21 protein-coding genes are annotated in these 22,311 nt (G+C 66.1%); 3 read left to right on the top strand and 18 right to left on the bottom strand.

Annotated features, from left to right (window positions below):
- The first annotated feature begins 89 nt into the window (after window positions 1-89).
- A complete protein-coding gene (locus J2754_RS13835) occupies window positions 90-1,463 on the top strand; it encodes an aspartate aminotransferase family protein (protein ID WP_211087777.1) in 1,374 nt (457 codons plus the stop codon).
- A gap of 273 nt (window positions 1,464-1,736) precedes the next feature.
- On the opposite strand, the gene J2754_RS13840 is transcribed toward J2754_RS13835, so the two are convergent.
- From J2754_RS13840 to J2754_RS13870, 7 genes are all read right to left on the bottom strand, one after another.
- Entirely contained in the window at window positions 1,737-2,141 is a 405-nt protein-coding gene (locus tag J2754_RS13840; RefSeq protein WP_211087778.1) for a RidA family protein, read from the bottom strand.
- A complete protein-coding gene (locus J2754_RS13845; protein WP_211087779.1) occupies window positions 2,138-3,004 on the bottom strand; it encodes an ABC transporter permease in 867 nt (288 codons plus the stop codon). The genes J2754_RS13840 and J2754_RS13845 overlap by 4 nt, the downstream gene beginning before the upstream one ends.
- Window positions 3,004-3,915, bottom strand: coding sequence for an ABC transporter permease (locus J2754_RS13850; protein ID WP_211087780.1), 912 nt, complete (start codon window positions 3,913-3,915; stop codon window positions 3,004-3,006). The genes J2754_RS13845 and J2754_RS13850 overlap by 1 nt, the downstream gene beginning before the upstream one ends.
- Window positions 3,916-3,930: 15 nt before the next feature.
- Entirely contained in the window at window positions 3,931-5,022 is a 1,092-nt protein-coding gene (locus tag J2754_RS13855; protein ID WP_211087781.1) for an ABC transporter ATP-binding protein, read from the bottom strand.
- 4 nt (window positions 5,023-5,026) lie between these two features.
- Window positions 5,027-6,187: an extracellular solute-binding protein gene (locus tag J2754_RS13860; RefSeq protein WP_188879065.1), complete on the bottom strand. Its 1,161-nt coding sequence runs from the start codon at window positions 6,185-6,187 to the stop codon at window positions 5,027-5,029.
- A gap of 327 nt (window positions 6,188-6,514) precedes the next feature.
- Window positions 6,515-7,144 (bottom strand): DUF8102 family protein, encoded by a 630-nt coding sequence (locus tag J2754_RS13865; RefSeq protein ID WP_188879064.1) that lies wholly within the window; start codon window positions 7,142-7,144, stop codon window positions 6,515-6,517.
- Window positions 7,145-7,290: 146 nt separating this feature from the next.
- Window positions 7,291-8,670, bottom strand: a complete 1,380-nt coding sequence (locus J2754_RS13870; protein WP_211087782.1) for an NAD-dependent succinate-semialdehyde dehydrogenase — start codon at window positions 8,668-8,670, stop codon at window positions 7,291-7,293.
- 431 nt (window positions 8,671-9,101) lie between these two features.
- Between J2754_RS13870 and gdhB the strand changes: the two genes are divergently transcribed.
- Complete coding sequence (gene gdhB / locus J2754_RS13875) at window positions 9,102-10,424, top strand: glutamate dehydrogenase GdhB (RefSeq protein ID WP_211087783.1); 1,323 nt, start codon at window positions 9,102-9,104, stop codon at window positions 10,422-10,424.
- Window positions 10,425-10,535: 111 nt separating this feature from the next.
- Here the strand turns inward: gdhB and J2754_RS13880 are convergent, their stop codons facing one another.
- The 11 genes from J2754_RS13880 to J2754_RS13930 form a co-directional block, all read right to left on the bottom strand.
- Entirely contained in the window at window positions 10,536-11,888 is a 1,353-nt protein-coding gene (locus J2754_RS13880) for an aminotransferase class III-fold pyridoxal phosphate-dependent enzyme (RefSeq protein ID WP_211087784.1), read from the bottom strand.
- Window positions 11,889-12,011: 123 nt separating this feature from the next.
- Entirely contained in the window at window positions 12,012-13,637 is a 1,626-nt protein-coding gene (locus J2754_RS13885; protein ID WP_211087785.1) for a BCCT family transporter, read from the bottom strand.
- A gap of 286 nt (window positions 13,638-13,923) precedes the next feature.
- On the bottom strand, window positions 13,924-14,730 hold the full coding sequence (locus tag J2754_RS13890) for an IclR family transcriptional regulator (protein WP_211087786.1): 807 nt from the start codon (window positions 14,728-14,730) through the stop codon (window positions 13,924-13,926).
- Window positions 14,731-15,567: 837 nt separating this feature from the next.
- Window positions 15,568-15,987, bottom strand: a complete 420-nt coding sequence (locus J2754_RS13895) for a GlcG/HbpS family heme-binding protein (protein WP_211087787.1) — start codon at window positions 15,985-15,987, stop codon at window positions 15,568-15,570.
- A gap of 210 nt (window positions 15,988-16,197) precedes the next feature.
- Window positions 16,198-16,362, bottom strand: coding sequence for an alpha/beta fold hydrolase (locus J2754_RS16295; protein WP_245333046.1), 165 nt, complete (start codon window positions 16,360-16,362; stop codon window positions 16,198-16,200).
- Between the two features lie 395 nt (window positions 16,363-16,757).
- Window positions 16,758-18,002: an inorganic phosphate transporter gene (locus tag J2754_RS13905; protein ID WP_211087788.1), complete on the bottom strand. Its 1,245-nt coding sequence runs from the start codon at window positions 18,000-18,002 to the stop codon at window positions 16,758-16,760.
- Between the two features lie 340 nt (window positions 18,003-18,342).
- On the bottom strand, window positions 18,343-19,248 hold the full coding sequence (locus J2754_RS13910) for a hypothetical protein (protein WP_211087789.1): 906 nt from the start codon (window positions 19,246-19,248) through the stop codon (window positions 18,343-18,345).
- Entirely contained in the window at window positions 19,245-19,985 is a 741-nt protein-coding gene (locus tag J2754_RS13915; RefSeq protein WP_211087790.1) for a DUF8168 family protein, read from the bottom strand. The genes J2754_RS13910 and J2754_RS13915 overlap by 4 nt, the downstream gene beginning before the upstream one ends.
- Window positions 19,982-20,842: a hypothetical protein gene (locus J2754_RS13920; protein ID WP_211087791.1), complete on the bottom strand. Its 861-nt coding sequence runs from the start codon at window positions 20,840-20,842 to the stop codon at window positions 19,982-19,984. Before J2754_RS13920 ends, J2754_RS13915 begins: the two co-directional genes overlap by 4 nt.
- 13 nt (window positions 20,843-20,855) lie before the next feature.
- On the bottom strand, window positions 20,856-21,377 hold the full coding sequence (locus J2754_RS13925) for a hypothetical protein (protein ID WP_211087792.1): 522 nt from the start codon (window positions 21,375-21,377) through the stop codon (window positions 20,856-20,858).
- On the bottom strand, window positions 21,377-21,754 hold the full coding sequence (locus J2754_RS13930) for a hypothetical protein (protein ID WP_211087793.1): 378 nt from the start codon (window positions 21,752-21,754) through the stop codon (window positions 21,377-21,379). Before J2754_RS13930 ends, J2754_RS13925 begins: the two co-directional genes overlap by 1 nt.
- A gap of 330 nt (window positions 21,755-22,084) precedes the next feature.
- On the opposite strand from J2754_RS13930, the gene J2754_RS13935 reads away from it, so the two are divergent.
- Window positions 22,085-22,294: a hypothetical protein gene (locus J2754_RS13935; protein ID WP_211087794.1), complete on the top strand. Its 210-nt coding sequence runs from the start codon at window positions 22,085-22,087 to the stop codon at window positions 22,292-22,294.
- Window positions 22,295-22,311: the final 17 nt, after the last annotated feature.

Consider the following 22,311-nt stretch of genomic DNA (forward strand, 5'->3'; position numbering starts at 1 on the left):
TCTGTGCGAAGTATGTACGCAGAATCTGTGTATGATGTCTCTCGAATCTGTGGATAAGTTATTTGGTGTCGTACCGCGTGACAACGCGTATGGTCGGACCACCGATCGAGGACATCCACTTCGACGACGCACCGCACGTTGGGGAGTTCCCCGGCCCGAAGGGACGCGACCTGCTCGAACGTCAGGAGGCGATCGACTCGAACGCGGTCGCCTACCCCGACCACATCCCGCTCGTCCCCGACGCGGCGAAGGGCGCGACGATCAAGGACGTCGACGGCAACGTCTTCCTCGACATGTTCGCCGGTATCGGCGTGCTGAACGTCGGCCACGCCAACCCCTACGTGATGGAGGCGGTCCACGAGCAGGCCGACAAGCTCGTCCACACCGTCGACTTCCCGAGCGAGCCGCGTCTCGACCTCATCGAGAAGCTCGAGGCGCGCGCGCCCGGCGACCTCGCCGGCAACAGCAAGGTCGTCTTCGGCGGTCCCACCGGGAGCGACGCGATCGAGGCCGCGATCAAGCTCGCCAAGTACAACACCGGCGGCCACGGTCTCATCGCCTTCCGCGGCTCCTACCACGGCGCGACCAGCGGCGCGATGAGCATCACCGGCAAGAAGGACTTCAAGGAGCCCTACGCCCCGCTCCTCGGTGACGTCGAGTTCGCACCCTACCCCCATCCCTACGCGCAGGACCGGCCCCCCGAGGAGGCCGTCGCGCGCTCGCTCGAAGAGGTGCGCGCCATCGTCGAGGACCCGTACAGCGGCCTCACGAACCCCGCGGGCATCTTCGTCGAGCCCATCCAGGGCGAGGGCGGCGTCGTCACGCCCCCCGAGGGGTTCCTCGCCGGCCTCCGCGAGATCGCCGACGACAACGACCTCCCGCTCGTCGTCGACGAGATCCAGGCCGGCCTCGGCCGCACGGGAGAGTGGTGGGCGAGCGACCACTACGACGTGACGCCCGACATCGTCACCACCGCGAAGGCGCTCGGCGGCGTCGGCTTCCCCCTCTCCGCGACGATCTACCACGAGGACCTCGACACGTGGGGCCCCGGCGATCACGCCGGCACCTACCGGGGACACGTCGTCGCCATGCGCGCCGGCTCGCGCGCCATTGAGTACATCGAGGCACACGACCTGCTCGCGCACGCCCGCGACCTCGGAGCCCACATCCGCGGGCGCCTGCGCGACGTGAACGCCCCGCTCGTCGGCGACGTCCGCGGGAAGGGGCTGTTCGTCGGCGCCGAGTTCACGAACCCAGACGGAACGCCCGCCGCGGACGCCGTGAAGGCCGTCCAACGGTACTGCTACGAGCGCGGCGTCCTCGTCTGGAAGGCCGGCCCGCACGGGAACGTCCTCCGCCTCCTCCCGCCGCTCGTGCTCACCGAGGCGCAGGCCGACACCGCACTCGACGTCATCTGCGAGGCCATCGACCACGTCACGGCCGAACGCGGCGCCACCGCCTGAACGTCCCGACCTCTCTGTCGCTCTCGACGCCCTGATCTGTACTCTCCTTCGCCGTCCCGATTCGCACTCTCCTCCCTCTCTTCGCCGTCCTGATCTGCACTCTCCCTCGCCGTCAGTCCCATCCAGCGGGCGTTTTTTCCTTGGTCTCGCTCTCCGCTCGTCCCGCACCGCACCCATCGCCCCGGACCCTCCGTGGCGGTTCGCGTCGCCCGTCGAACGAAAGAGACCGCGTCGCCGTCCGCGTACCGGCCGGCGATGACTCCGCGAGCGCGCTTACTCGCCGTCGCCCCCGGAGAGGTAGTCGACGGCGTCGATCTCGACCGCGACGTCGCCCGGTAGGCGGGCCGTCTCGACGCAGACGCGCGCGGGCGGGACGTCGTCCGGAACGCGCGCCGCGTACGCCTCGTTGACCGCGTCGTAGTCGTCCATGTCGTCGAGATAGACGGTGAGTTTCACCGCGTCGGCGAGGCCCCCGCCCGCGTCCGCGAGCACCGCCTCGACGTTGTCGAGACAGCGGTGCGTCTGCGCGGCGACGTCGCCCTCGACGTCGTCCATCGTCTCCGGGTCGACGGGCCCGAAGCCGGAGACGAAGGCGAAGTCGCCGGCTCGCACGCCCTGCGAGTAGGGGGTGTCCGTGTCCGGTGCGTCCGTCGTGGTGAGCGTACGTCTCTCTGTCATATGTAACGGCTCATTCCGGCGACGTACTCGACGACGATCGTCAACGCGACCATGCCGGCCATGAGCATCGTCCCGAGCACGGCGATCTGTGGCGGGCTCTGTGCCTTGATGAGGTTGAACATGAGGAGCGGCACCGTCTGGATGCTCGTCCCGGAGAGGAACAGCGAGATGATGTACTGATTGAACGAGAGGATGAAGACGAACGCCGCGCCGCTGATGATCCCGGGGCGGAGTAGCGGGAGGGTGACGTTCCAGACGGTGTCGAGGCGCGTCGCACCGAGGTTGCGCGCGGCCTCGTCGAGTTCGTCGTCGTAGTTCTGGAGTCCCGCCCCGATGGTGCGGATCGGATAGGGGAACGTGAAGAGGACGTGTCCGGCGAGCAGCGTCCAGAACGACATCGAGATCCGGACGTCGAACGCCCCGCTCAGGTAGGACGCCGTCATCAGGATGGCGAGCGACATCAGGAGCCACGGGTAGACGAGCGGCGAGATCAGTACGGTTTCGAGCAGCGAGGAGTAGCTGAACTCCTTGCGTACGATCGCGTACGCCGCCAGCCCGCCGATGAGGAGCGACAGGATCGTCGTGACGACCGCGATCTTGAGGCTCGCGATCAGCGAGCTCGCGAACCCGAGCGAGGCGAGGAGGTCCGGGAGGTTCGCGTACCACGTCGCCGACGGCCACCCGGCCGAGAAGACCGAGTTCCCGTAGGGGTTCGGTCGGAAAGAGAGCAGGACGACGACGACGAGCGGTGCGACCGTGAACAGGAGGACGCCGTAGACGAGCAGTCGATACGCCCAGTCGGCGACCGTGCCGACGCCGGCCGACAGCCGACTGCCGTCGTCCTCCTCGCTCGCGGTCGCCATCAGCGCTCACCCCCGGTCCCGCCGATCGCGCCGCCCGCGGCCTCCATCGCCCGCTGATAGCCGACGATGATGCAGACGGCCACGGCGACCAGCAACACCGCGAGCGCGGAGCCCAGCCCCCAGTCGTTCGTCGTCGTGAAGATCGACGTGATTTCGGTCGCCAGCGTCTGCGTGCTCCCGCCGAGGATGGCCGGGGTGACGTACGCGGCGATGCTGTTCGTGAAGACGAGGAGCATCCCCGCGGCGATCCCCGGGAGCGCGAGCGGAAGGAGGACGTGCGCGAACACCCCGAGGCGGTTCGCGCCGAGGTTGCGCGCGGCCTCCTCGTACTCCCTCGGAATCGTGTGGAGGACGGTCATGATCGGGAACACCATGAACGGGAGGAGGACGTGCGTGAGGCCGACGACGATACCGGCGGTGTTGAAGAGCAGTTGCGGCGGGCTCTCGACCGTGCCGACTCCGAGCGCGACGAGGAGCTTCGGCACGGGTCCACCCTGCCCCAGCAGGATGTACCACCCGTACGTGCGGATGACGAGGTCGACGGAGAGCGGCGCGAGCGTCGCGACGACGATGGCGCCGCCGAGGAGGCGGCCCCCGCGGACCGCCGCGTACGCGAGCGGGAAACCGAGGGCGAACGTGAGGAGCGTGACGAGCAGTCCGATCCCGAGCGTGCGGAGGGCGACCGACCGGTAGTAGCCGCTCACGACGACGCTCGCGTAGTGCGTGAGACCGAGGTGCGAACCGACGCGGACGCTCTCCTGGAGGATGAACACGGTCGGCGCGTAGAGCAGGCCGACGAGCACGAGCAGCGCCGGGGCGAGGAGGAGCCACTTCGCGTGGCGCGACCCCCCGTACGTACCGAGCATCGTCGTGAGGCGCTTCGAGACGCCCTTGCGGAACCGTTTACTCATGATCGACATCCGCGCTCACGCTCCGTCCGCCGGATCGTCCGTGACGACGCGCGTGTCCGCGAGCGCCCACGTCACGTCGACGGCGTCGCCCTCGGCGAACGCCGCGTCGACGCGTTGGTTCTGCCGCTCGACGAGGAGTCGGCCGTCGACCGTCGACACGTAGTACTGCGTCGTCGATCCGACGAAGCGGACGTTCTCGACGGTGCCGGCGACGACGTTCGCGCCGTCCCCCTCCCCGCGAGGGGCGAGACCCATCCGCTCGGGACGAACGAACGCGCACGGCGTCCCCGCCGGTGCCGAATCGTACGTCACGTCGAGCGTCGTCCCGCCGGCGGTCGTGAACGACTCGCCGTCGGCGTCGAGGTCGCCCTCGAAGAAGTTCGCGTCGCCGATGAACTCCGCGACGAACCGCGTCGCGGGGGCGTCGTAGATCTCCGTCGGCGTGCCGATCTGCTCGATGCGCCCCTGACTCATCACGACGATTCGATCCGCCATCGTCAGCGCCTCGGACTGGTTGTGCGTGACGTACAGGGTCGTGATGCCGAGGTCGCTCTGGAGGTCCGTCAACTCCACTTGGAGCTGATCGCGGAGCTTCTTGTCGAGCGCGCCGAGCGGTTCGTCCATCAGTAGGACCCTCGGCTCGATGGCGACGGCGCGCGCCGTCGCGACGCGCTGTTGCTGGCCGCCAGAGAGGTTCGCGGGCTTCCGGTCGCCGTACCCCGCTAGGTCGACCATCGAGAGCACGGTCTCGACGCGCTCGTCGATCTCGTCGCCGTCGAAGCCGTTGCGCTTCAGGCCGAACTCGATGTTCTCTCGGACCGTCATGTGCGGGAAGAGCGCGTACGACTGGAACACCATCCCCGTGTTGCGCTCGTGCGGCGGGACGGCGTCGACGTCGCGCCCGTCGAGCGTGAGGCGACCGCCGCTCGTCTCCTCGAAGCCGGCGAGGATCCGCAGGAGCGTCGTCTTGCCCGCGCCCGAGGGCCCGAGGAGCGCGACGAACTCGCCGGGCTCGACGGTGAAACTCGCCTCCTTCACCGCGGTGACGTCGCCGTACTCCTTCACGACGTCCGCGTACTCGACGCGGCCCTGGCTGTCGGTGCTCATGCGTTCACCCGAAGATCTGTGACCAGCGGTTGCTCCACTGCGAGCGGTTCTCCGAGACGTAGTCGAAGTCCGGCCAGACGAGGTTGTCGAACTCGTCCGGGGTCGGCGCGCCGAACTCCCGGGCCTTCGGCTGGTTCTCGACCCCCTCGACGGCCGTACCGGTGCCCATGAACTGCGAGAGCCGGCGCTGGATCTCGGGATCGAACGCCTCGTTGACGTACGCGAGCGCGGCCTCCTTGTTGTCGCTCTCGGCGGCGACGCCGAGCGACTCCGCGATGGGGATGGAGAGCGGGTCGAGGTTCCGCGCGAAGGTGACGTCGTCGACGTTCTGCCAGACGTCGATCATCCCGAACATGTAGATGCTGGGGATGGTGTCGGCGTTCCCGGAGCCGATCATGTTTCGGAGCTGTGACTCGCCGGTGATGGTCGTCGTGTTCTTCCGCGCGAGCGTCTCTCGGAGGTACTCGAACCCCGCCTCGACGTCGACGTCGCTCGATTGGAAGTACTCCTTGCCGTTGTCCGTGGCGATGGTGGACGCGAGCAGGAGCGTGTACGGTCCGTTCGTCCACGAGAACGGCGTCATCGAGACGTCTCGACAGTTTCGGAAGATCGCGTCCTGCGTGGCGGGAAGCGACCCCGCGTCCCAGACGCCCGTGCCGGTGTTGAGCACGGGGCCGACTTCACCGATCTGCCACGAGACGCCGGCGTGCCCGTAGTCCTCGTGGCGGAGCTTCGGGTGGATGCTGTCCCAGTTCGCGAGCGCGTCGGCGTGTGCCGAGAGGTCTTCGAGCCACCCCTCGCGGTTCCCCGCGGCGACGCCGATGACGTCCATGTTGAACGCGTCCGGAGGGTTGTTCGGATTCGAACGCGCCTGCGACATCTGCTCGCTCGTGAACGCGACCGAGCTGTTGATCGTCATGTTGTACTTCTCCTCGACGTGCGGGATGACGATCTGCCGGAACCCCTCCTGGATCGGCCCGCCGTTGAGGAGGACGGATATCTCGGTCCCGCCGAAGTCCTTCACGCCCGACGCCGTGCCGGTCGAACTCGACGCCGTCCCGCCGGTCGTGCCGCCCTCGTCGCCGTCACCGCTACTCGAACCGCACCCCGCGAGACCGGCGATCGCACCGGCACCGATCGATCCGAGAACCGTCCGCCGTCTCACGGTCGAAGTCGGTCTTTGGTCACTCATTTCGCGTCACTGTGTTCGGTGTCGATACTATTCGCCGCCACTTCGCTGTCATCTTCAATCACAGCGCGAACCATGCTAGACGATATCATAAGTCTTACGGATACCGTAGGTATCGTCTACGAATTCCGTGTATTTCACGCGTCGCTGTCCGATGCCGTTCGCAGCGTCGTCGACATTCGACGACGGCGACCCGGCTCGGCGTCGCCCGCGATCGTCGACGCCGAGCACTTGCTCGTCGATCCTCGCCTCGTTACGGGGCGTCGAAAACACGGCCCACCGCGCGAGGCGGGAAATGGGCGCTTACTCGCTCAGCTCTTCGACCTTCTGCTCGCGTCGCTGCGCCGCCGACTCGACCTTTCCGACGTAATCCTCCATCTGTGCGTGCAGGTTCTCGCGGGCGGCGTCCGGCGAGAAGTCGTCGCTCTCGGTGAGCAGACGGACGAACGCCCGGAGCTCCTCGTCGGTGAGCTGTTCGAACTCGTCGTTCTCGATCTTATCGACGACGTCGTCGACGTCGATCCGGCCGACGGGATCGACGTTGAACTCGACGTTCACCATCCGATAATCGGAGTCCGCGAGCTGTTGTTCGGCCTTGTTCACGCCTTCCGCGAGCATGTGCTTGAACGGCACGTAGTAGCCGATCGTCCCCAGATGGAGGAAGCCGAGCATGTTCGTGATGCCCCGCGTGTACGCCTCGCGGGCCTCGTCGTCCGGGTCGAACACCGTCTCCCGGTCGCGCTCTTCGAGGTGCTCGAAGAGGATCGAGAAATCCAGGATCGCGTTCCGGAGCCGTCGTCGGATCCGGTTTCGCTTCTGCTTCTTCGAGTGGTCCGTGTAGTCCGTCTTGTGTCCGAGCAGGAACTCCCGGTCGCTCGGCGTCAGAATACCCCGCGGCCGGCTCTCGTCTTCGGTCGGGTCGTGTTCTCCCATACACAGATTGCGTATACAGACGTGTTTAACGTTTGTGCAAACGGCGCTCTCGGAGGCGAACGACGCGCTCCCATCCCCGCGTCGGGGCGACCGTCGCTCACGACGCGGGGTCTCGGGGCCGAGAGTACTCAGAAATCGTTGACAGCCTATTCGAGACCGTCGGGCGGGGAGAGCCAGACGGTCTTCTCGTTGGTGAACTCCCGGATCCCCTGCGAGGAGAGCTCCCGGCCGTACCCGGAGCTCTTCACGCCGCCGAAGGGGAGTCTGGGATCGGAGGAGACGAGCTCGTTCGCGAAGACCGCACCGGCCTCGATCTCGCCGGTGAGCCGCTCGGCCCGGTCCAGATCGCTCGTCCACACGCTCGCGCCGAGCCCGTAGTCGGTGTCGTTGGCCAGCTCGACTGCGGCCGCCTCGTCGGGAACGCGAAAGAGGCTGGCGACCGGCCCGAACAGCTCGTCGCGGGCCGCCGGCGTCCCCTCGGGGACGTTCTCCAGGACCGTCGGCGCGTAGAAGTAGCCCTCGCGATCGAGCGGTTCGCCGCCGAGCAGGACGTCTGCGCCGGCGTCGACGGTCGCCCGGACCTGCTCGTCGAGGGTGTCGCGGAGGTCGTCGCGCGCCAGCGGGCCGACGTCCGTCTCGGACTCCGTCGGGTCGCCCACGACGAGGTCGTTCATCTCGGCGACGAAGCGCTCTTTGAACGCCTCGTAGACGTCGTCGACGACGATGAAGCGCTTGGCGGCGATGCAGGCCTGGCCGTTGTTCTTGGTGCGAGCGTCGACGCCGACGCTCGCGGCGCGCTCGATCGGGGCGTCGTCGAGGACGACGAAGGGGTCGCTCCCGCCGAGTTCGAGGACGGAGGGTTTGAGGTGCTTCCCGGCGGTCTCGGCGACGGCGCTGCCGGCGCGAGTGCTCCCGGTGAGGGTGACGGCGGCGACGCGGTCGTCGGCGATCGCGTCGTGGACGGCGTCGGGTCCGACGACGAGCGTCTGGAAGGCCCCCTCGGGAATGCCGACGTCGTGGAGGAGGTCTTCGATGGCCGTCGCACAGCCCGTGACGTTCGGAGCATGCTTGAGGAGCATCGTGTTCCCGGCGGCGAGCGTCGGCGCGGCGACGCGAAGCACCTGCCAGAAGGGGTAGTTCCACGGCATGACCGCGACCAGCGGCCCCAGCGGTTCGTAGGACACCTTCGTCTTCGCCTCGGGGTGGACGCCGACGCGCTCGTCTTGGAGGAACTCCGCGGCGTTCTCCGCGTAGTACTCACAGACCCACGCGCACTTCTCGAGTTCGCCGCGGCTCTGATCGAGCGGCTTACCCATCTCGTCGGTCATCAACGCGGCGTACTCCTCCAGGTTCTCCCGGAGGCCGCCGGCGATCGAGCCGACGAGCGCCTGTCGCTCCGTGACGTCGCGCGCGCTCCACTCCTCGAAGGCCGTCGACGCGGCGTCGAGCGCCTCCTCGATCGCCTCCCCGTCGTGGTGTGCGTACGTCTCCAACTCCGCCTCTGTCGTCGGGTTCACCGTCTGCATGACGCGTGGTCTCCGCTTGCATGGCCGACCACATAACGTTTCCGTGCATGGTGTACACAGTATCCGTTTCTTCTTCGTCGGGTCCGTGTGACCCCTCGAAAGACGGACACTGGCCCGCTGTGACGTCCCGTCGCGTCCGCTCTTGACTCGTCGCCGACCCGCTCGTGACCGGTGTACACAGATACCGTATCTGATATTCACGAAAGTTATTTACAGTTCGTCGCCGATCCTCCACGCGTCGCTCGTATGGCCAGGATCACCCCCAGCGGCGACGGACGCGACCGACGCACCGGACGCACGAACACCCGACGAGTTGACGCGAGCCACGACCGCGGCCTCGACGGCCGCCGCGCTCGGCGCCGCGGTGAGGACGTCGTTCCGTACGGCGTCGCGTCGCTCGTGACCGACGCGCGGACGCGATCCAGAGACCGATGACCGCCTCAGACCCGACCGGAACGCCGAGTAGCGGCGCAGCCGAATCGTCACCGAACATCGACGGCGGGGACGTCGCGGGCGAGTCCGCGGTGGCGACGGCCCGCCGACAGTTGGGGCGAGCGGCGGCCCACGTCGACGTCGATCGCGGCGTCGTCGAACGCCTGAAGCATCCGACGAAACTCCAGCAGGTGTCGGTGCCGCTCCGCCGCGACGACGGGACGCTCGACGTGTTCACGGGATATCGCGCACAGCACGACGACGTCCGCGGGCCGTACAAGGGCGGAATTCGTTATCACCCCGACGTCGACGCTGAAGAGTGTATCGGCCTCTCGATGTGGATGACGTGGAAGTGCGCCGTGATGGACCTGCCCTTCGGCGGGGGAAAGGGCGGCATCGCCGTGGACCCCAAGATGCTCTCCGAGGACGAGACCGAACGACTCACGCGGCGCTTCGCGGAGGAAATCCGCGACGTCGTCGGGCCGAAACGAGACGTCCCCGCGCCGGACATGGGGACCGGCCCGCGGGAGATGGCGTGGTTCATGGACGCCTACTCGATGCAACAGGGCGAGACGACCCCCGGCGTCGTCACCGGGAAGCCAACCGTCATCGGCGGCTCGTACGGCCGTGAGGAAGCGCCCGGCCGGAGCGTCGCCATCGTCACGCGCGCGGCGATCGACCACTACGACCGGGACCTGGAGGACGCGACGATCGCCGTCCAGGGCTTCGGGAGCGTCGGCGCGAACGCCGCGCGCCTGCTCGACGAGTGGGGTGCCGATGTCGTCGCGGTCTCGGACGTCGACGGCGCGATCTACGATCCGGCCGGCCTCGACACGGCGAACGTCGAGGGGCACGACGAGCGACCCGGCATGGTCTCGGGATACGACGCCCCCGAGTCGATGTCCAACGCCGCTCTGCTCGAACTCGACGTCGACGTCCTGATCCCCTCGGCCGTCGGCAACGTGGTGACGGCGGAGAACGTCGACGACGTGCGCGCCGACATGATCGTCGAGGGCGCGAACGGCCCGACGTCGTTCGCGGCGGACGCGATCCTCGAAGAGCGCGACGTGCCGGTGATCCCGGACATCCTCGCCAACGCCGGCGGCGTGACGGTGAGCTACTTCGAGTGGCTCCAGGACATCAACCGCCGGCAGTGGTCGCTCGAACGCGTCCACGAGGAGCTCGAAGCGGAGATGTTGAAGGCGTGGAACGCCGTCCGCGCCGAGTACGAGGGATCGGAGATGACGTGGCGGGACGCGGCAATCGCGGTGGCGCTCTCGCGCATCGGCGACGCGAAGGAGATGCGCGGACTCTGGCCCTGACGATCGCCGCGTCTCGATCAGTGCGGATCTTTCGGGCGGCGCCGGTACGCCGTCGAGCGAGGCGCCACCACGCGTCGCCGACCGCCGGACGTGCACGGCACCGACGCGGCGCTACGCCACGGCGTCCGCCGTGACGGCGTTCATGGCGTCACAGAAGAGCTCCGCGCCCAGTTCGATCTCGCGCTCGGTGCTATCGAGCGGCGGGAGGAGGCGGATCGTCTTCTTCCCGCACCCGAGGGTGAGGAGACCGCGATCGAGCGCCGCCGCGACGACGGCGTCCCGGCGATCCCCGGTGTCGAACTCGACGGCGAGCATCAGCCCCTCGCCGCGCACGTCGACGGCGTGGTCGGGCGCGCCGTCGCGGAGGATCTCTCTCGCCTGCCGGCCGCGTTCGGTGGCGTTCTCGAGGAGGTCGTGCTCGTCGATCGCCTCCAGGGTGAGCGCACCCTGCATGGACGCGAGGAGGTCGCCGCCGCCGAACGTCGACCCGAGGCGGTTCTTCTCCGCGGGGAAGACCTCGGAGCGGGAGATCGTCGCGCCCACGCGGAGCCCCTTCGCGGCGGCGATGACGTCCGGCTCGACGGGGTAGTGATCCGCCGCCCACATCTCGCCCGTCCGCCCGACGCCGGACTGGATCTCGTCGACGACGAGCGGGATGTCGTACGCGTCGCAGACGTCGCCGACTTCGGCCATGAACGCCTCGTTCGGGAACCGGTAGCCGCCGACGCCCTGCACGGGTTCGAGGACGAGGAACGCGACCTCCTCGGGGTTGACGTGGCCGCCCTCGGGGGCGAGCGCGTCCCGGAGGCGCGAGCTCCCGCCGGCGAAGAAGCCACAGCCGCAGGCCGCCCGGCTCTCGCAGTCGCAGAACGGGATCGTCTGCACGCCGCCGACCTCGGGGTAGTGGCGGGTGTAGACCTCCTTGGACTTCGTGAGCGAGAGCGTCCCGACGGTCCGCCCGTGGAAGCTGTTCTCGAAGGCGTAGGCGTACTTCGCCGGCGGTTTGTAGTCGTGGCAGATCTTCATCGCGTTCTCGACCGCCTCGGCACCCGAGTTCGAGAGGAAAACGGTGTCCATCCCGTACTGATCGGAGACGTCGACGAGCGCCTCCATCAGGTGACTCGCTCCCGGGAACTCGGCCGTCTCGGGATCGGGGCCGGCGCCGAAGTACATGTCCTGTCCCGCGATCTTCATCGGCTCGACGAGGTCGAACTCGCGGAGCTTCGAGAGCACCTTCTCGTTGTTGTAGCCGAGCGGTGCCGCGCCGATGTGACACGTGAAGTCGAGGAGAACGTTCCCGTCGACGTCGGTCACGAACGGCCCGTCAGCCTCCGCCGTGACGTCCCAGACGAACTCGTGGGAGTACTCGCTCGGCGCCGCGTGCCGGGAGTGAAAATCGATCCACCGCTCGGCGTTCGGCCCGGGAAACGCTGCGGTATCGGGCTCCGCGGTATCCCTATCCATACACAGCAAACGTTGATGGTGTACATTAAAACTTGTTATAGGTTCGGTGATGCGTCCCTGAACGCGACGGAGAGTGGTCAGCGGCGGACGAGAGGGTGGACGAAAGGGGCGGACGACGGCGGGTTAGTCGTCGTCGACGGCGGAGGCCGCGTCCACCGACGAGCCGTCGCTCGCGCCCGGTCTCCCGACGAGCGACGTCTCCTCCCTGAGGAGGAGCGGCCCGAAGTCGTCGCGGAAGGTCCGGACGAGCCCGATCATCGCGAACAGGCAGACGATCGCGAACGGCGCGCCGGTGATGATGGCCGCCGACTGGAGGGCGCGAACGCCACCGACGACCATCAGGATGGACGCGACGATCCCCTGCAGGACGGCCCAGAAGATGCGGCTGACGGCGGACGGATCCTCTTTCCCGCCGGTCGTCATCATCGACACCGCGAGCGTTGAGGAGTCCGCCGACGTGACGAAGAACGTCGTCACCAGGACGAGGAACGCGAACAGGAGGATCGATCCGAGGACCGGGAGGCTCCCGAAGAGCACGTACCCCGACACCGCCTCGCCGTACTGCGAGACCGGCCCGAGGACGTCCGCCATGTCCGAGAACTGCATCAGAACGCCGGTGCCACCGACGATGACGAACCACGGGATCGTCGCCATCGCCGTCGCACCGATCCCTGCGAACGCGACCTCCCGTACGCTCCGACCGCGCGAGATACGGGCGATGAAGAGGCCGGCGAACGGTGACCACGCGAGCGGCCAGAGCCAGTAGAAGACGGTCCAGACGTTCACCCACTTCTCGGCGCTGTCCGCCGCGACCTGCGTGTACAGACTCATCTGGAAGAAGTCGCCGACGAACCCGCCGACGGCCTGCGTCCCGAGTTCGAGGATCCGGAACGTCGGTCCGAGCACGAGCGTGGCGACCATGAGGAACGCGAACAGGGTCATGTTGAAGTTCGAGAGACGGCGGATCCCCTTGTCGACGCCGAGCACCAACGAGACGGTGAAGATGACGACCATCCCCGTGATAACCGCGATCGTCCCCAGATCGCCGAGCTCGATCCCCCACTGGAAGTTCAACCCCGTGATGAACTGCTGGCCGATGAACCCGAGCGAGGTCGCGACGCCGCCGAGGGTGGCGAACACCGCGAGGACGTCCACCGCCTGTCCGAGCGGACCGTCGACGTTCTCCGCTCCCACGAACGGCGTGAGGACCGCGGAGACGCGAAGCGGCGCGTCGTAGTTGTAGACGAAGTACCCGATGGCGAGCCCCATCACGGTGAAACACGACCACTGCGTGAGACTCCAGTGGAAAATGGCGTACTGCACGGCGGTCGGCATGGCCGCGGCGGTTTCCGCCTGTACGCCATCGAAGAGCGGCGGGACCGTCGAGTAGTGGAACAGCGCTTCGGCCGGCCCCCAGAAGACGATTCCCGCCGCGAGTCCCGCGGAGTACATCATCGCGAAGTAGGAGAGGTAACTGTACTCCGGGTCCTCGTCGCCGAGCGTCAGGCGACCCCACGGCCCGAAGATGACGAACCCGAGGAACAACACGAAGGCCAGCATGACGAGGAGGAAGAACCAGTTGAACTGCGAGAGGATCCAGTTGCGGATCCCGAGGACGACGTCGTAGGCGGCGTCCGGCCGGAGACTGAACGCGCCGACGAACAACAGCGTGATGAGCGCGCCGAAGGTGAAGATGACGGGCTCGATCTCGTCGCGGAACGTCGAGAGCGGTCCGTCGGCGCCGCTCACCGTCCGCTCACCCGGTTGTCCGCGTCCCGGACACGATCGTCAATCGCCGAGTCGATACCGGGGTCGGACCGGAACGGGCGTTCGTGCCGAGCGCTACGACGGGAGCCGTCTGAGTGTAGTGTCGTGGAACGCGTCATATTCTTTGCCGTGGGCCGTATCGAGCCTCGTGGTGCCGCACGCCACGACATCACGAACCATCAATAATAATTATTTCGGTTACTGAGTGCACTGTCAACGGATCCTGTGTACTCGCGAGGAGCGGTCGTGACGCGAACGGGCGTCTCGGCTACGAATCCTCCGTGACGTCCCGGTCCGGTCGAGACGACCGATATCTGTCGGCCATCTTCCGCTCGAAGTCGGCCGCGGCGCGTTCGAGGAGATCGACCTGAGTCGCCTTGGTGTCCGCGTCGGCGAAGTACTCCGGCCCGCTCAGGTTCAGCGATCCGTAGACGCCACCGCGCGGGGACTTCACCGCCTTGCCGACCGCCCAGAACCCTTCGACCGCCTCGCCGCGGTTCTCGGCGTATCCCTGCTCGCGGACGCGCTCGAGCTCCGCGAAGAACGCGTCCTCCGTCGTGATCGACTCGTCGGTCGCCGCCGGGAGCCCCCAGCGATCGAGGATCTCGTGGATGCGGCTCTCCGGGTACTCCGCGACGATCGCCTTTCCCGACGCGGTCGTGTGCACGTGAAACGGGCTGCCGTCGATGAGGAACCGCGGCGTGTTGGCGAACTCGAGGTTCCCGTAGAGCGAGATGACGCGACCGTGTTCCTCGACGGCGAAGTCCACTTCCATCGTCGACTCGTCGGCGAGCCACCCGACGACCTCCTCGGCGATCTGGTAGTACTCCTTTCGGGTTCGGACGTAGTCCCCGAGGTGGCAGAACTTCGCCCCGAGTTGGTACTGGTTCGCGTCGCTGACGACGTACCCGTACTCGGCGAGCGTGGTGAGGTGGCTGTAGACGGTACTCTTCGCGAGGCCGGTCGCCTCGGCTAGCTCGGTGAGGCTCGCTCCCTCTCGCTCCAAGAGGACGTCGACGAGCCGGAGCGATATCGCCGTCGTCTGCAACACCCCGGACGACTCGTGGTCGGTCATAGTTCACCTTTCTCGCCGTCCGGTAAAGCACCACGCTTCCGCCTCGGACGCCGATCGCGCACGCCCGGGAAGTGACCGGTCGTCAACACCGACGTGTTCGTCCCACTTTCGGACGTCATGTGCGACTGTTCCTCTCCCGTGAATGCATATAAGGCGTTCGGTGGTTGTGACCGTGTACCATATATATCAGTATTGTCCGACACGTCGTGCTCCTCAGACTTCCCCGGACACTGTCCGCTCGCCTGCACACGATCACCGTAAAAAAATTCGGCTACACGGAACAGGAACGACGACGCGACTGTCCACCTCGCAGGTAGCGGTACGAATACCGGAAGATAGCGTATCACCCCCATACTGTTCCGCTACGAAGAACGTTCAAGCCTCTCCTCGGGCCGCGTGGCCCGGCCGTGGCCCGATCGAGATGTGTGGAAATAGTCGGTCTGGCGATGCGGTGGACGGGTGGTAGCGTTCGGTGCTGGGAGAGTGGGGCCGGTGTCCTGTCCGGTCCCGGACGTCGACTAGCGCTCGACCCGCGAACTGTTACAAGTATATGTCTGTAAAATATTCCGTGTCCGGTTCGCGACGCGCATCGGGGCGTGACGGCGAGTCATCACCCGGTCGGTGAGTCGTTTCGTCCCGCGGTCCTTCGGTCGCGTTTCGTCTCTCGTGTGTCTCGCGTCGAACCGGCGGTCACCGGGTCGACTACCGCGTACGGCCACCGGTGAGCCGCGGTGCGCCGACCGTCTCGGCGAGCGCATCGTCAGCCCCCGTCAAAATGCTGAACGGGGGTACCGCACCGCTAGCCGGTGCGTTCGTCGTCCGGGGCCAGGCACCGAGCTACGACGTAAGCTCGTCGAAGCGCTCCACGCCGGCTTCGGCGACGGTCATGTCCTGGGCGACCTCGCCGCCGCTGACGCCGATGGTCCCGACGATCTCGCCGTCGACTTCGAGCGGATAGCCGCCGCCGAAGACGACCAGCCGGTTCTCGTCGGTGGTCTGGAGTCCCCAGAGTGACTCGCCGGGCTGGGTGGGATCCGCGAGCTCGTGCGTCGGCATCTGGAGGGCCGCCGCGGTGTAGGCCTTGTTCCGCGAGATGGAGACGCTCGCCAGCCACGCGTCGTCCATTCGGTGTTGGGCGACGAGGTTCCCCGCCGGGTTCGCCACCGTGATGACCATCGATACTCCGATCTCCTCGGCCGCCTCTTCCGCCGCATCGATCAGTTCCTTCGCCGTCGACAGTGTGATTGATTCGCTCACGACGTCCGAACGTATGGGTGGCCCGCACTTAATAGTACCCGACGGACCGACACGACCGTCTCGATCGAACGGCCCGACTCGCCGGAGACCGGTTCGCCCGGCCGTATACCGTCCCGTTCGGCCCGTCGCCGTCGTCAGCGACGCCGGGACGTGACCGTCTCACGGAGACGGGACGTGGGAGGCCGGTCGCGTCGGCTCCCCGGCCGACACTCATTCGAGGAAGGCGAGGAGTTCGTCGTGGAGCCTCTCGGGCTCGTCGTCGAGTCCGTGACCGCTGTTCTCGAACCGGACGAGGTCGGCGCCCTCGGTGCGCTCGGCCAGCAGCTTCCCGGTGATCTCGAAGGGAGCGACCTCGTCGTGGACGCCGTGACACACCCTTCACGTCGTCGGCCAGGATGTCGTAGCTGTACTCGCCGTACGGCTTGTCCGACTCTCCGTAGCCCCGCGGGTCGATGCCAAGACAGCGGTACCCCTCGTCCACCCGCGCGTGGTACTGGGCTTCGACCGTTCGGCGATCCACCGGCCACCCGTAGAGGAACACCTCCGGTTTCCCACCCGTCGGACCCAGATCGTTCACGAGCAGTTCGACGCCGTCCGTCGTCTCGACGTGAGTTCTCACAACGCGCGATACACGATGGGTGTGTATACGATATCGTACCGGTAGGTGCCGCCGCGAGGTCGAAGCCGACCGGTCGGCCGGCGTTACGACGACGACGAGAAGGGATGGCTGAGACGTCCGCTTCGTCAGTGTGGTGCCTTCCGACGCCCGCTCACAGCAGCACTACGAACACCGGGTAGGAGGCGGCGACTGCCAACGACGGCGTCAACACCCACATCGTGACGATCCGTTTGGCCGCGGCCGGGTCGAAGAGGCTCTGCTCGTCGAGATCGGCGGGTCCTTCCGCACCGATGTCCGGTACGTCGGGGACCTCCGTCGAGTCCTCCGCCGCGTCTTCGTCTCGGGCGATGTCCCCGATCGTCGGACTCGCGGGCGCCTCCTCGACGCGGGAGGTGACCAGCGCTCCCGTGGTGACGTCTACGTCCGGTCGCTCGGGCGTCGGCGTCGCCAACTCCGCGAGCGTCGCCGCCCGACTCGCCCGACCCCAGCCGAGTCCGATGATCGCCGACGTCGTGCTGACGGCGAGGCTCGCGGGGATCCCCAGGTAGGAGAGGATCGTGATGACCGTGCCTCCGACGAGCGAGACGATCAGGGACGCGAGAATCGGGAGCTCCGTGATGTCGTCTCCGACCGTCTCCAGCGTGCGACGGGCGATGGTGAAACTCCCGAGACCGAAGGCCGCCACCGCGAGCAGGACGCCCTGATCGACCGTGAGTGGCCCGCTCGTCCCGACGAGCGGGGCGACGGCGTTCGCCGCGTTCGACGCTCCGGCCGAGAACGCCATGTAACACGCGATGACGATCACCGAGAGCGAGCCGACGACGTCCTGCGGCGACGCGTTCGGGTTGAGGTACGGGCGTGGGATCACCCCCGAGCGATCGACTTGGACGAAGTGGAGATCGAACGTCGTGAACGCGACGTAGCGATCGAGATACGGGTAGACGTACCGTCCGACGACGAGCCCGATGGTGAAGCTCACCAGCGGCGCGACGATCCACGCCGAGACGATGACGAACATCAGCGCCCGATTGAGCGTATTCGACGCGAGACCCAACCCCACGATGGCGCCCACAGCGGTCATCGACGTTGAGGCCGGCACGCCGTAGAGGTTCGAGATGAATAGCGACGCGCCCGTGAAGAAGAGGACGGCGACGCTCGTCGCCGGCGTGAACTGGATCGCCGGCACGATACTGCTGCTCATCGTCGCGATGACGTTCCGGCCGACGGTCCACGCCCCGAGGAAGCCGAAACCGACGAAGAGGGCCCCCGCCGTCGCCTTGCGAACGAGGCGCGAACCGACTGCCGGACCGAACGCCACGCCGGTCGACGAGCCACCGATGTTGAACCCAACGAACACGGCTACCGCGACGCCGGCGACAGTTAGCAGAGACACCATGATGGCGGACTTGGATCAGCGCTATGTGTCCCCCACATATAACGTTCCGGAGTACGCCCGACCGCGGTGCTCAGTCGCGATAGCGCGCTTAACAGTCGCCGTTCGTTTCACACCCTAGTAAGTATACGATGTGCTGTCTGGTAGCTGAGATCCGCTTTTCTGTGCGGTCAATCGGGAGTATTTGGGTCGACGACCGATTACGACGCTCGATGGTATCCGACTACCTATCGACTCACGTTATCAGTTGTTGGTAATACGATTTCTTTATTCAGCCGCACCGCTGTATTTTTCTCGCCCGATTCATCCTGATTCTGGTGTTCCATCGGTTGCCTGTTAGTCGTTACTTCTCTGATTCCTGATACTGTTCGCCGAGGGGCTTCAGCCGCAATTCTCCGAAGCCATATCGGGAGTGCGAGCCGACCCTCGTGAGGCCGTTCTTCGCGGTCTCCACCGGACGGTCGCCGAGGTACTTCACGACCTGCCCGTGGTCCACCGTCTCCAGTCTGAATACCTCGCGCTGTTCGAGGATCTTCTCCTCACGAAGCCGGAGATCGTCGCGGTTCTCAGCCCACCACCACGGGACGGGCCGGTCGTCCGCGTCGGGATACTCCGACTCCACCACGAACGGCGATACGAGTTCGATGAGGTACGTCTCCGCGCCTTCGAGCCGCGAGTAGTCCAGTTCATCGAGGTCCACCATCTGCGTGTCCTTCAGCTGGACCTCGCCGTAGCCGTAGTTCCGCTTGCCGCCGAACTGGAGCCCCTCCAGCACATCCTCGTCGAGCGGGAGTACCGCCGGGTCATCGGCGTGTAGGTAGGCGTGAACGTACCATTTCGTCGTCTGCTGTTGCTTCCGCTGGTCCTCCCGGCGACCCATGATCGTCTCGTGGGCGAGCGCCGGGTGGCCGCCGTGGACGCGGAGATCGTGCGTGTTCAGCGCGTCCCGAGCGCGGGTATCCAGCAACCACGGGTGCATCGCTTCCCGCTGTAGGAAGAGGTCGTCGTAGGCCTCCACGTCGGGCAGCCCGCTGCCGAGGTACGGGCGGATGCCCGACTGCGTGTGTTCCTCGGGGAACGTCCCGAACTGACCGGGGACGAAGACGCCATGACTGGCCGACACCGACCCGTGCGTCTCGGGATTGAGGTGGTGACCGAGGGCGTGCAGGATGGCGTTCCCGCTCACGTAGTACGGGTGGCCGATGTAGTCCATCCGCAGCTCCCACAGGACTTGCTGAATCGCCGTCATCGGTCGGGCCTCCACTCGTGGTAGTCCTCGATGTACTGGAGCGCCGCGCTCCAGGACTGCATCCGCCGAAGGTTGGCATCGAGGGTCATGTCGTACTTGTCGTGACCGGTATCGAGCGGGTGCGCTGTCAGGCGGTTCCACACTGACGCCCACGACCGCCACGGACGACTCCCAAGCCGGGCCGACGGATTCCCGTCGGTGTTCTCGTCGATACGAAGCGCGAAGCGGTCGCCGTCGAAGACCGTGCGGAATGGGACGACGTCGCCCGCGGGGTCCACGATGAACCGGAGATCGCCGAAGTTGTGCTCGGCCCGGTAGTTGTCCAGTAGCGCCGCCACGAGGAGCGTGTGGAACTTCAACGAGGTGTACGGGTGATACACCGACTCGTTGAACGCGGCGGCCACGTTGGACGCCAGCCATCGCTCGTGCGCGGTCTGTGCGTCCTCGATGCCGATGAGGTCTGACACCTCGCTTTCGATGGTCGCCCGCGAGAACTCACCAGGGTCGTAGGCTGTCTCGCCGGTGAGCAGGGACAACCGATAGTGGTCGTCGTGGGTCGGGACGGTCTGCTCCTGATTCTGCTGAGGCCGCGAGAGCGCCGCGGCATCGCCGTCCGCGCCCTCGGGCACCGACTGGTTCACGGGCACGCCAGCGAACTCCTCGCGGGCGTCCTCGTGGCTCTCGCCGGTGAACTTGTGGGCGTCGTGCCGGAAGGCCGTGAGCATCGTGTCGGTCACGATTCGGCCTCCACACGCGCCGACAGGGCGCTCTCGAACTCAGGAAGGTACTCGTCGGCCCATTCGTCGTCTTTGTCGTCCATTTTGTTCGTGTTGCCCTTCCCGCGGTCGAACACGCGCCGCAGTTCGGTCTCGTTGTAGAGCGGATTCACGAGCTCGCAATCGACGATCCCGCCGCCGAAGTTCCGCGCACCACCGAGTTGGTGCATGAAGTCGGTCTTGTTTTTATTTAGATATTCGATTGCTTCATTCAGCAGCGCGACGAACTCCGGCTTCGTCTCCCGGAAGGAGAGGTGCCACGCACCGTCGAAGTTTCCGACGGCGTCCAGTTCGGCGTTCCGTAGCGGCTCCCGGTTATCTTCCTCGTTTCGGGAGACGACGTTCCGGTTGAGCCGGCGGTAGTGGCCTTCGGCCTGCCCGCGCGTGTAGTCCACGCTGGAGCGGACCGGTGAGAACTGGATCGGGCGGCGCATCACCTTGCCGGGGCGATTCCCGAAGCCGCCGAAGAGGTCCAGAATCACGCAGCCGTTGCCGTCTTCGTCTTCGAGGCAGTCGCCTTTCGGGTGATACCCGGCGTCGAGGTCGCGGTTGTAGACGCCGTCCTTGCGGAAGTTCGCGTTGGCCTCACCGGGGTGGCAGGCGGTGCCGTCGAACTCGTGGACGACTTCCTCCATCCCGTGGCGGAGCCAACCCGAGAGCGGGAACGCGGGGATGATGCCGCCGATCTGATTCTGCGGATCGTCATCCTGGTAGTTCCCGTTGCTGGCGTGGTGTCTGTCGGTCATGATGCTGTCGCCGACCACCAACAGGTCGGTCTGAATCCGTACGAACACGTCGCGGTCGATATCTTCAATCATGGATTTGCGTGGGTTAGCGTGCCTCAAGCGTCGCTTCAACCTCCTCGGCCGAGGGGTACGAAACGCCGCCAACGCGATACTCAGTGTAGTTCTCACCGTCCTCGGTGCGGACGATGCGAGCCGTCACGCGGGCGTCACTGGTTTGCATTGTTGTCCTCTCTCGCTGCGTGCGCCTGTTCAAGCAGATCGACGGCCAGCGCCTCTGCCTGTTCAGCCGAGAGATGCACCAGATCCCGACGGATTCGTCGTCGTCCGTACTCACTTCGAACCCGAGCGGGATGCCGCCACGACCGACGACGTGGGTTTGGATGATGCCGTTCGGATTGTCGCACAGCGCATCGAGTTCGGCGTTCACAAGGCCCGAACGGACGTGTGCGAGATTCCGTGTCGTCTCGTACGCCCATCGCTCGCTGTCGTCACGGTCGGTCAGCTCCAGTAGGCGATTCTGTTGGGCAGTGATCTCCGAATCGGGGACGTCTCCGGCTGCTGCTCCGGCGACTGCGGCGGCCACTTGGAGAAACTCGCGGCGCTGCATCAGGCGTCACCCCCGCCGAGGTTACCTTCGGCTGCATCGGCGGCGACCACCAACCGGGCGGCGAGGTCGCGGGCGTCATCGGGATCGAGTCCGGTGCCGACCTCAATGGGACCGGACGTCCACCGGAGTCCGACTCCGCTCCATCCACCCTCTTCGTGGACGCCTTCAACTTCGAGCGGGCCGTTGTTCATCTCGGCCGTGAGGTGGACGTTGTTGAGGCCGCCGGTAACAGAGCCGCAGTCCGTGACCGAGTACGTTCCGTCGTCGGTCACGTTCCGATCTTCGACGATCTCTCGTGGAGCGAGCGAGTCGGCGCTGGCTGTTTGAGGGAACGCCGCGAGGGCGGCTGCGGCAGCGAGGACCTGACGGCGCTGCATCACAGACCCTCCTGTACGGTTTCCCGCACCTCGATCACAGTGGTTGGTAGTTAGACATTTCCATTCGCAGCCGTGCCGGAATTCTGAAGTCCGGCAGAGTTCTTCGTTGACATGGGTTCTTCATTGACCGATGGGAACCCGGCTCGCCTGTTCCAGCAGGCGGGCGTTTCCTACGTCAGGTCATGCCCCGAGAAGCCGGGCTTCCACACATAAGATTACTGCTTGTAGTCACTTATAGATTACTGCTTACAGTAACCATTACTGTAGGTAGTAATTAAGTAACTGTACGTAGTAACAGGTACTATGGTAGAAGCCGACCAACGGCAGGATATGGTAGACGACCAGTACCGTGGGCTCCTCACCGAGCGAGAGCGTGAAATCATCAAGGGTGAGGCGGACGTTACCGACAACTACCGCTACAGAGTAGTGAGCCGCGTCCGCACCAAAATCGAAAACGTTTGTGAGGATGTCGAGATTCTGGCTGAGAACCGAGAAGACCTACTTGAGGATCTTCAAGAGGCTGTCTGCGAAAACAAATAACTTGAAGCTACGGATTC

Origin of the sequence: Halarchaeum nitratireducens, from assembly GCF_017874695.1 — an archaeon.
Taxonomy (GTDB): domain Archaea; phylum Halobacteriota; class Halobacteria; order Halobacteriales; family Halobacteriaceae; genus Halarchaeum; species Halarchaeum nitratireducens.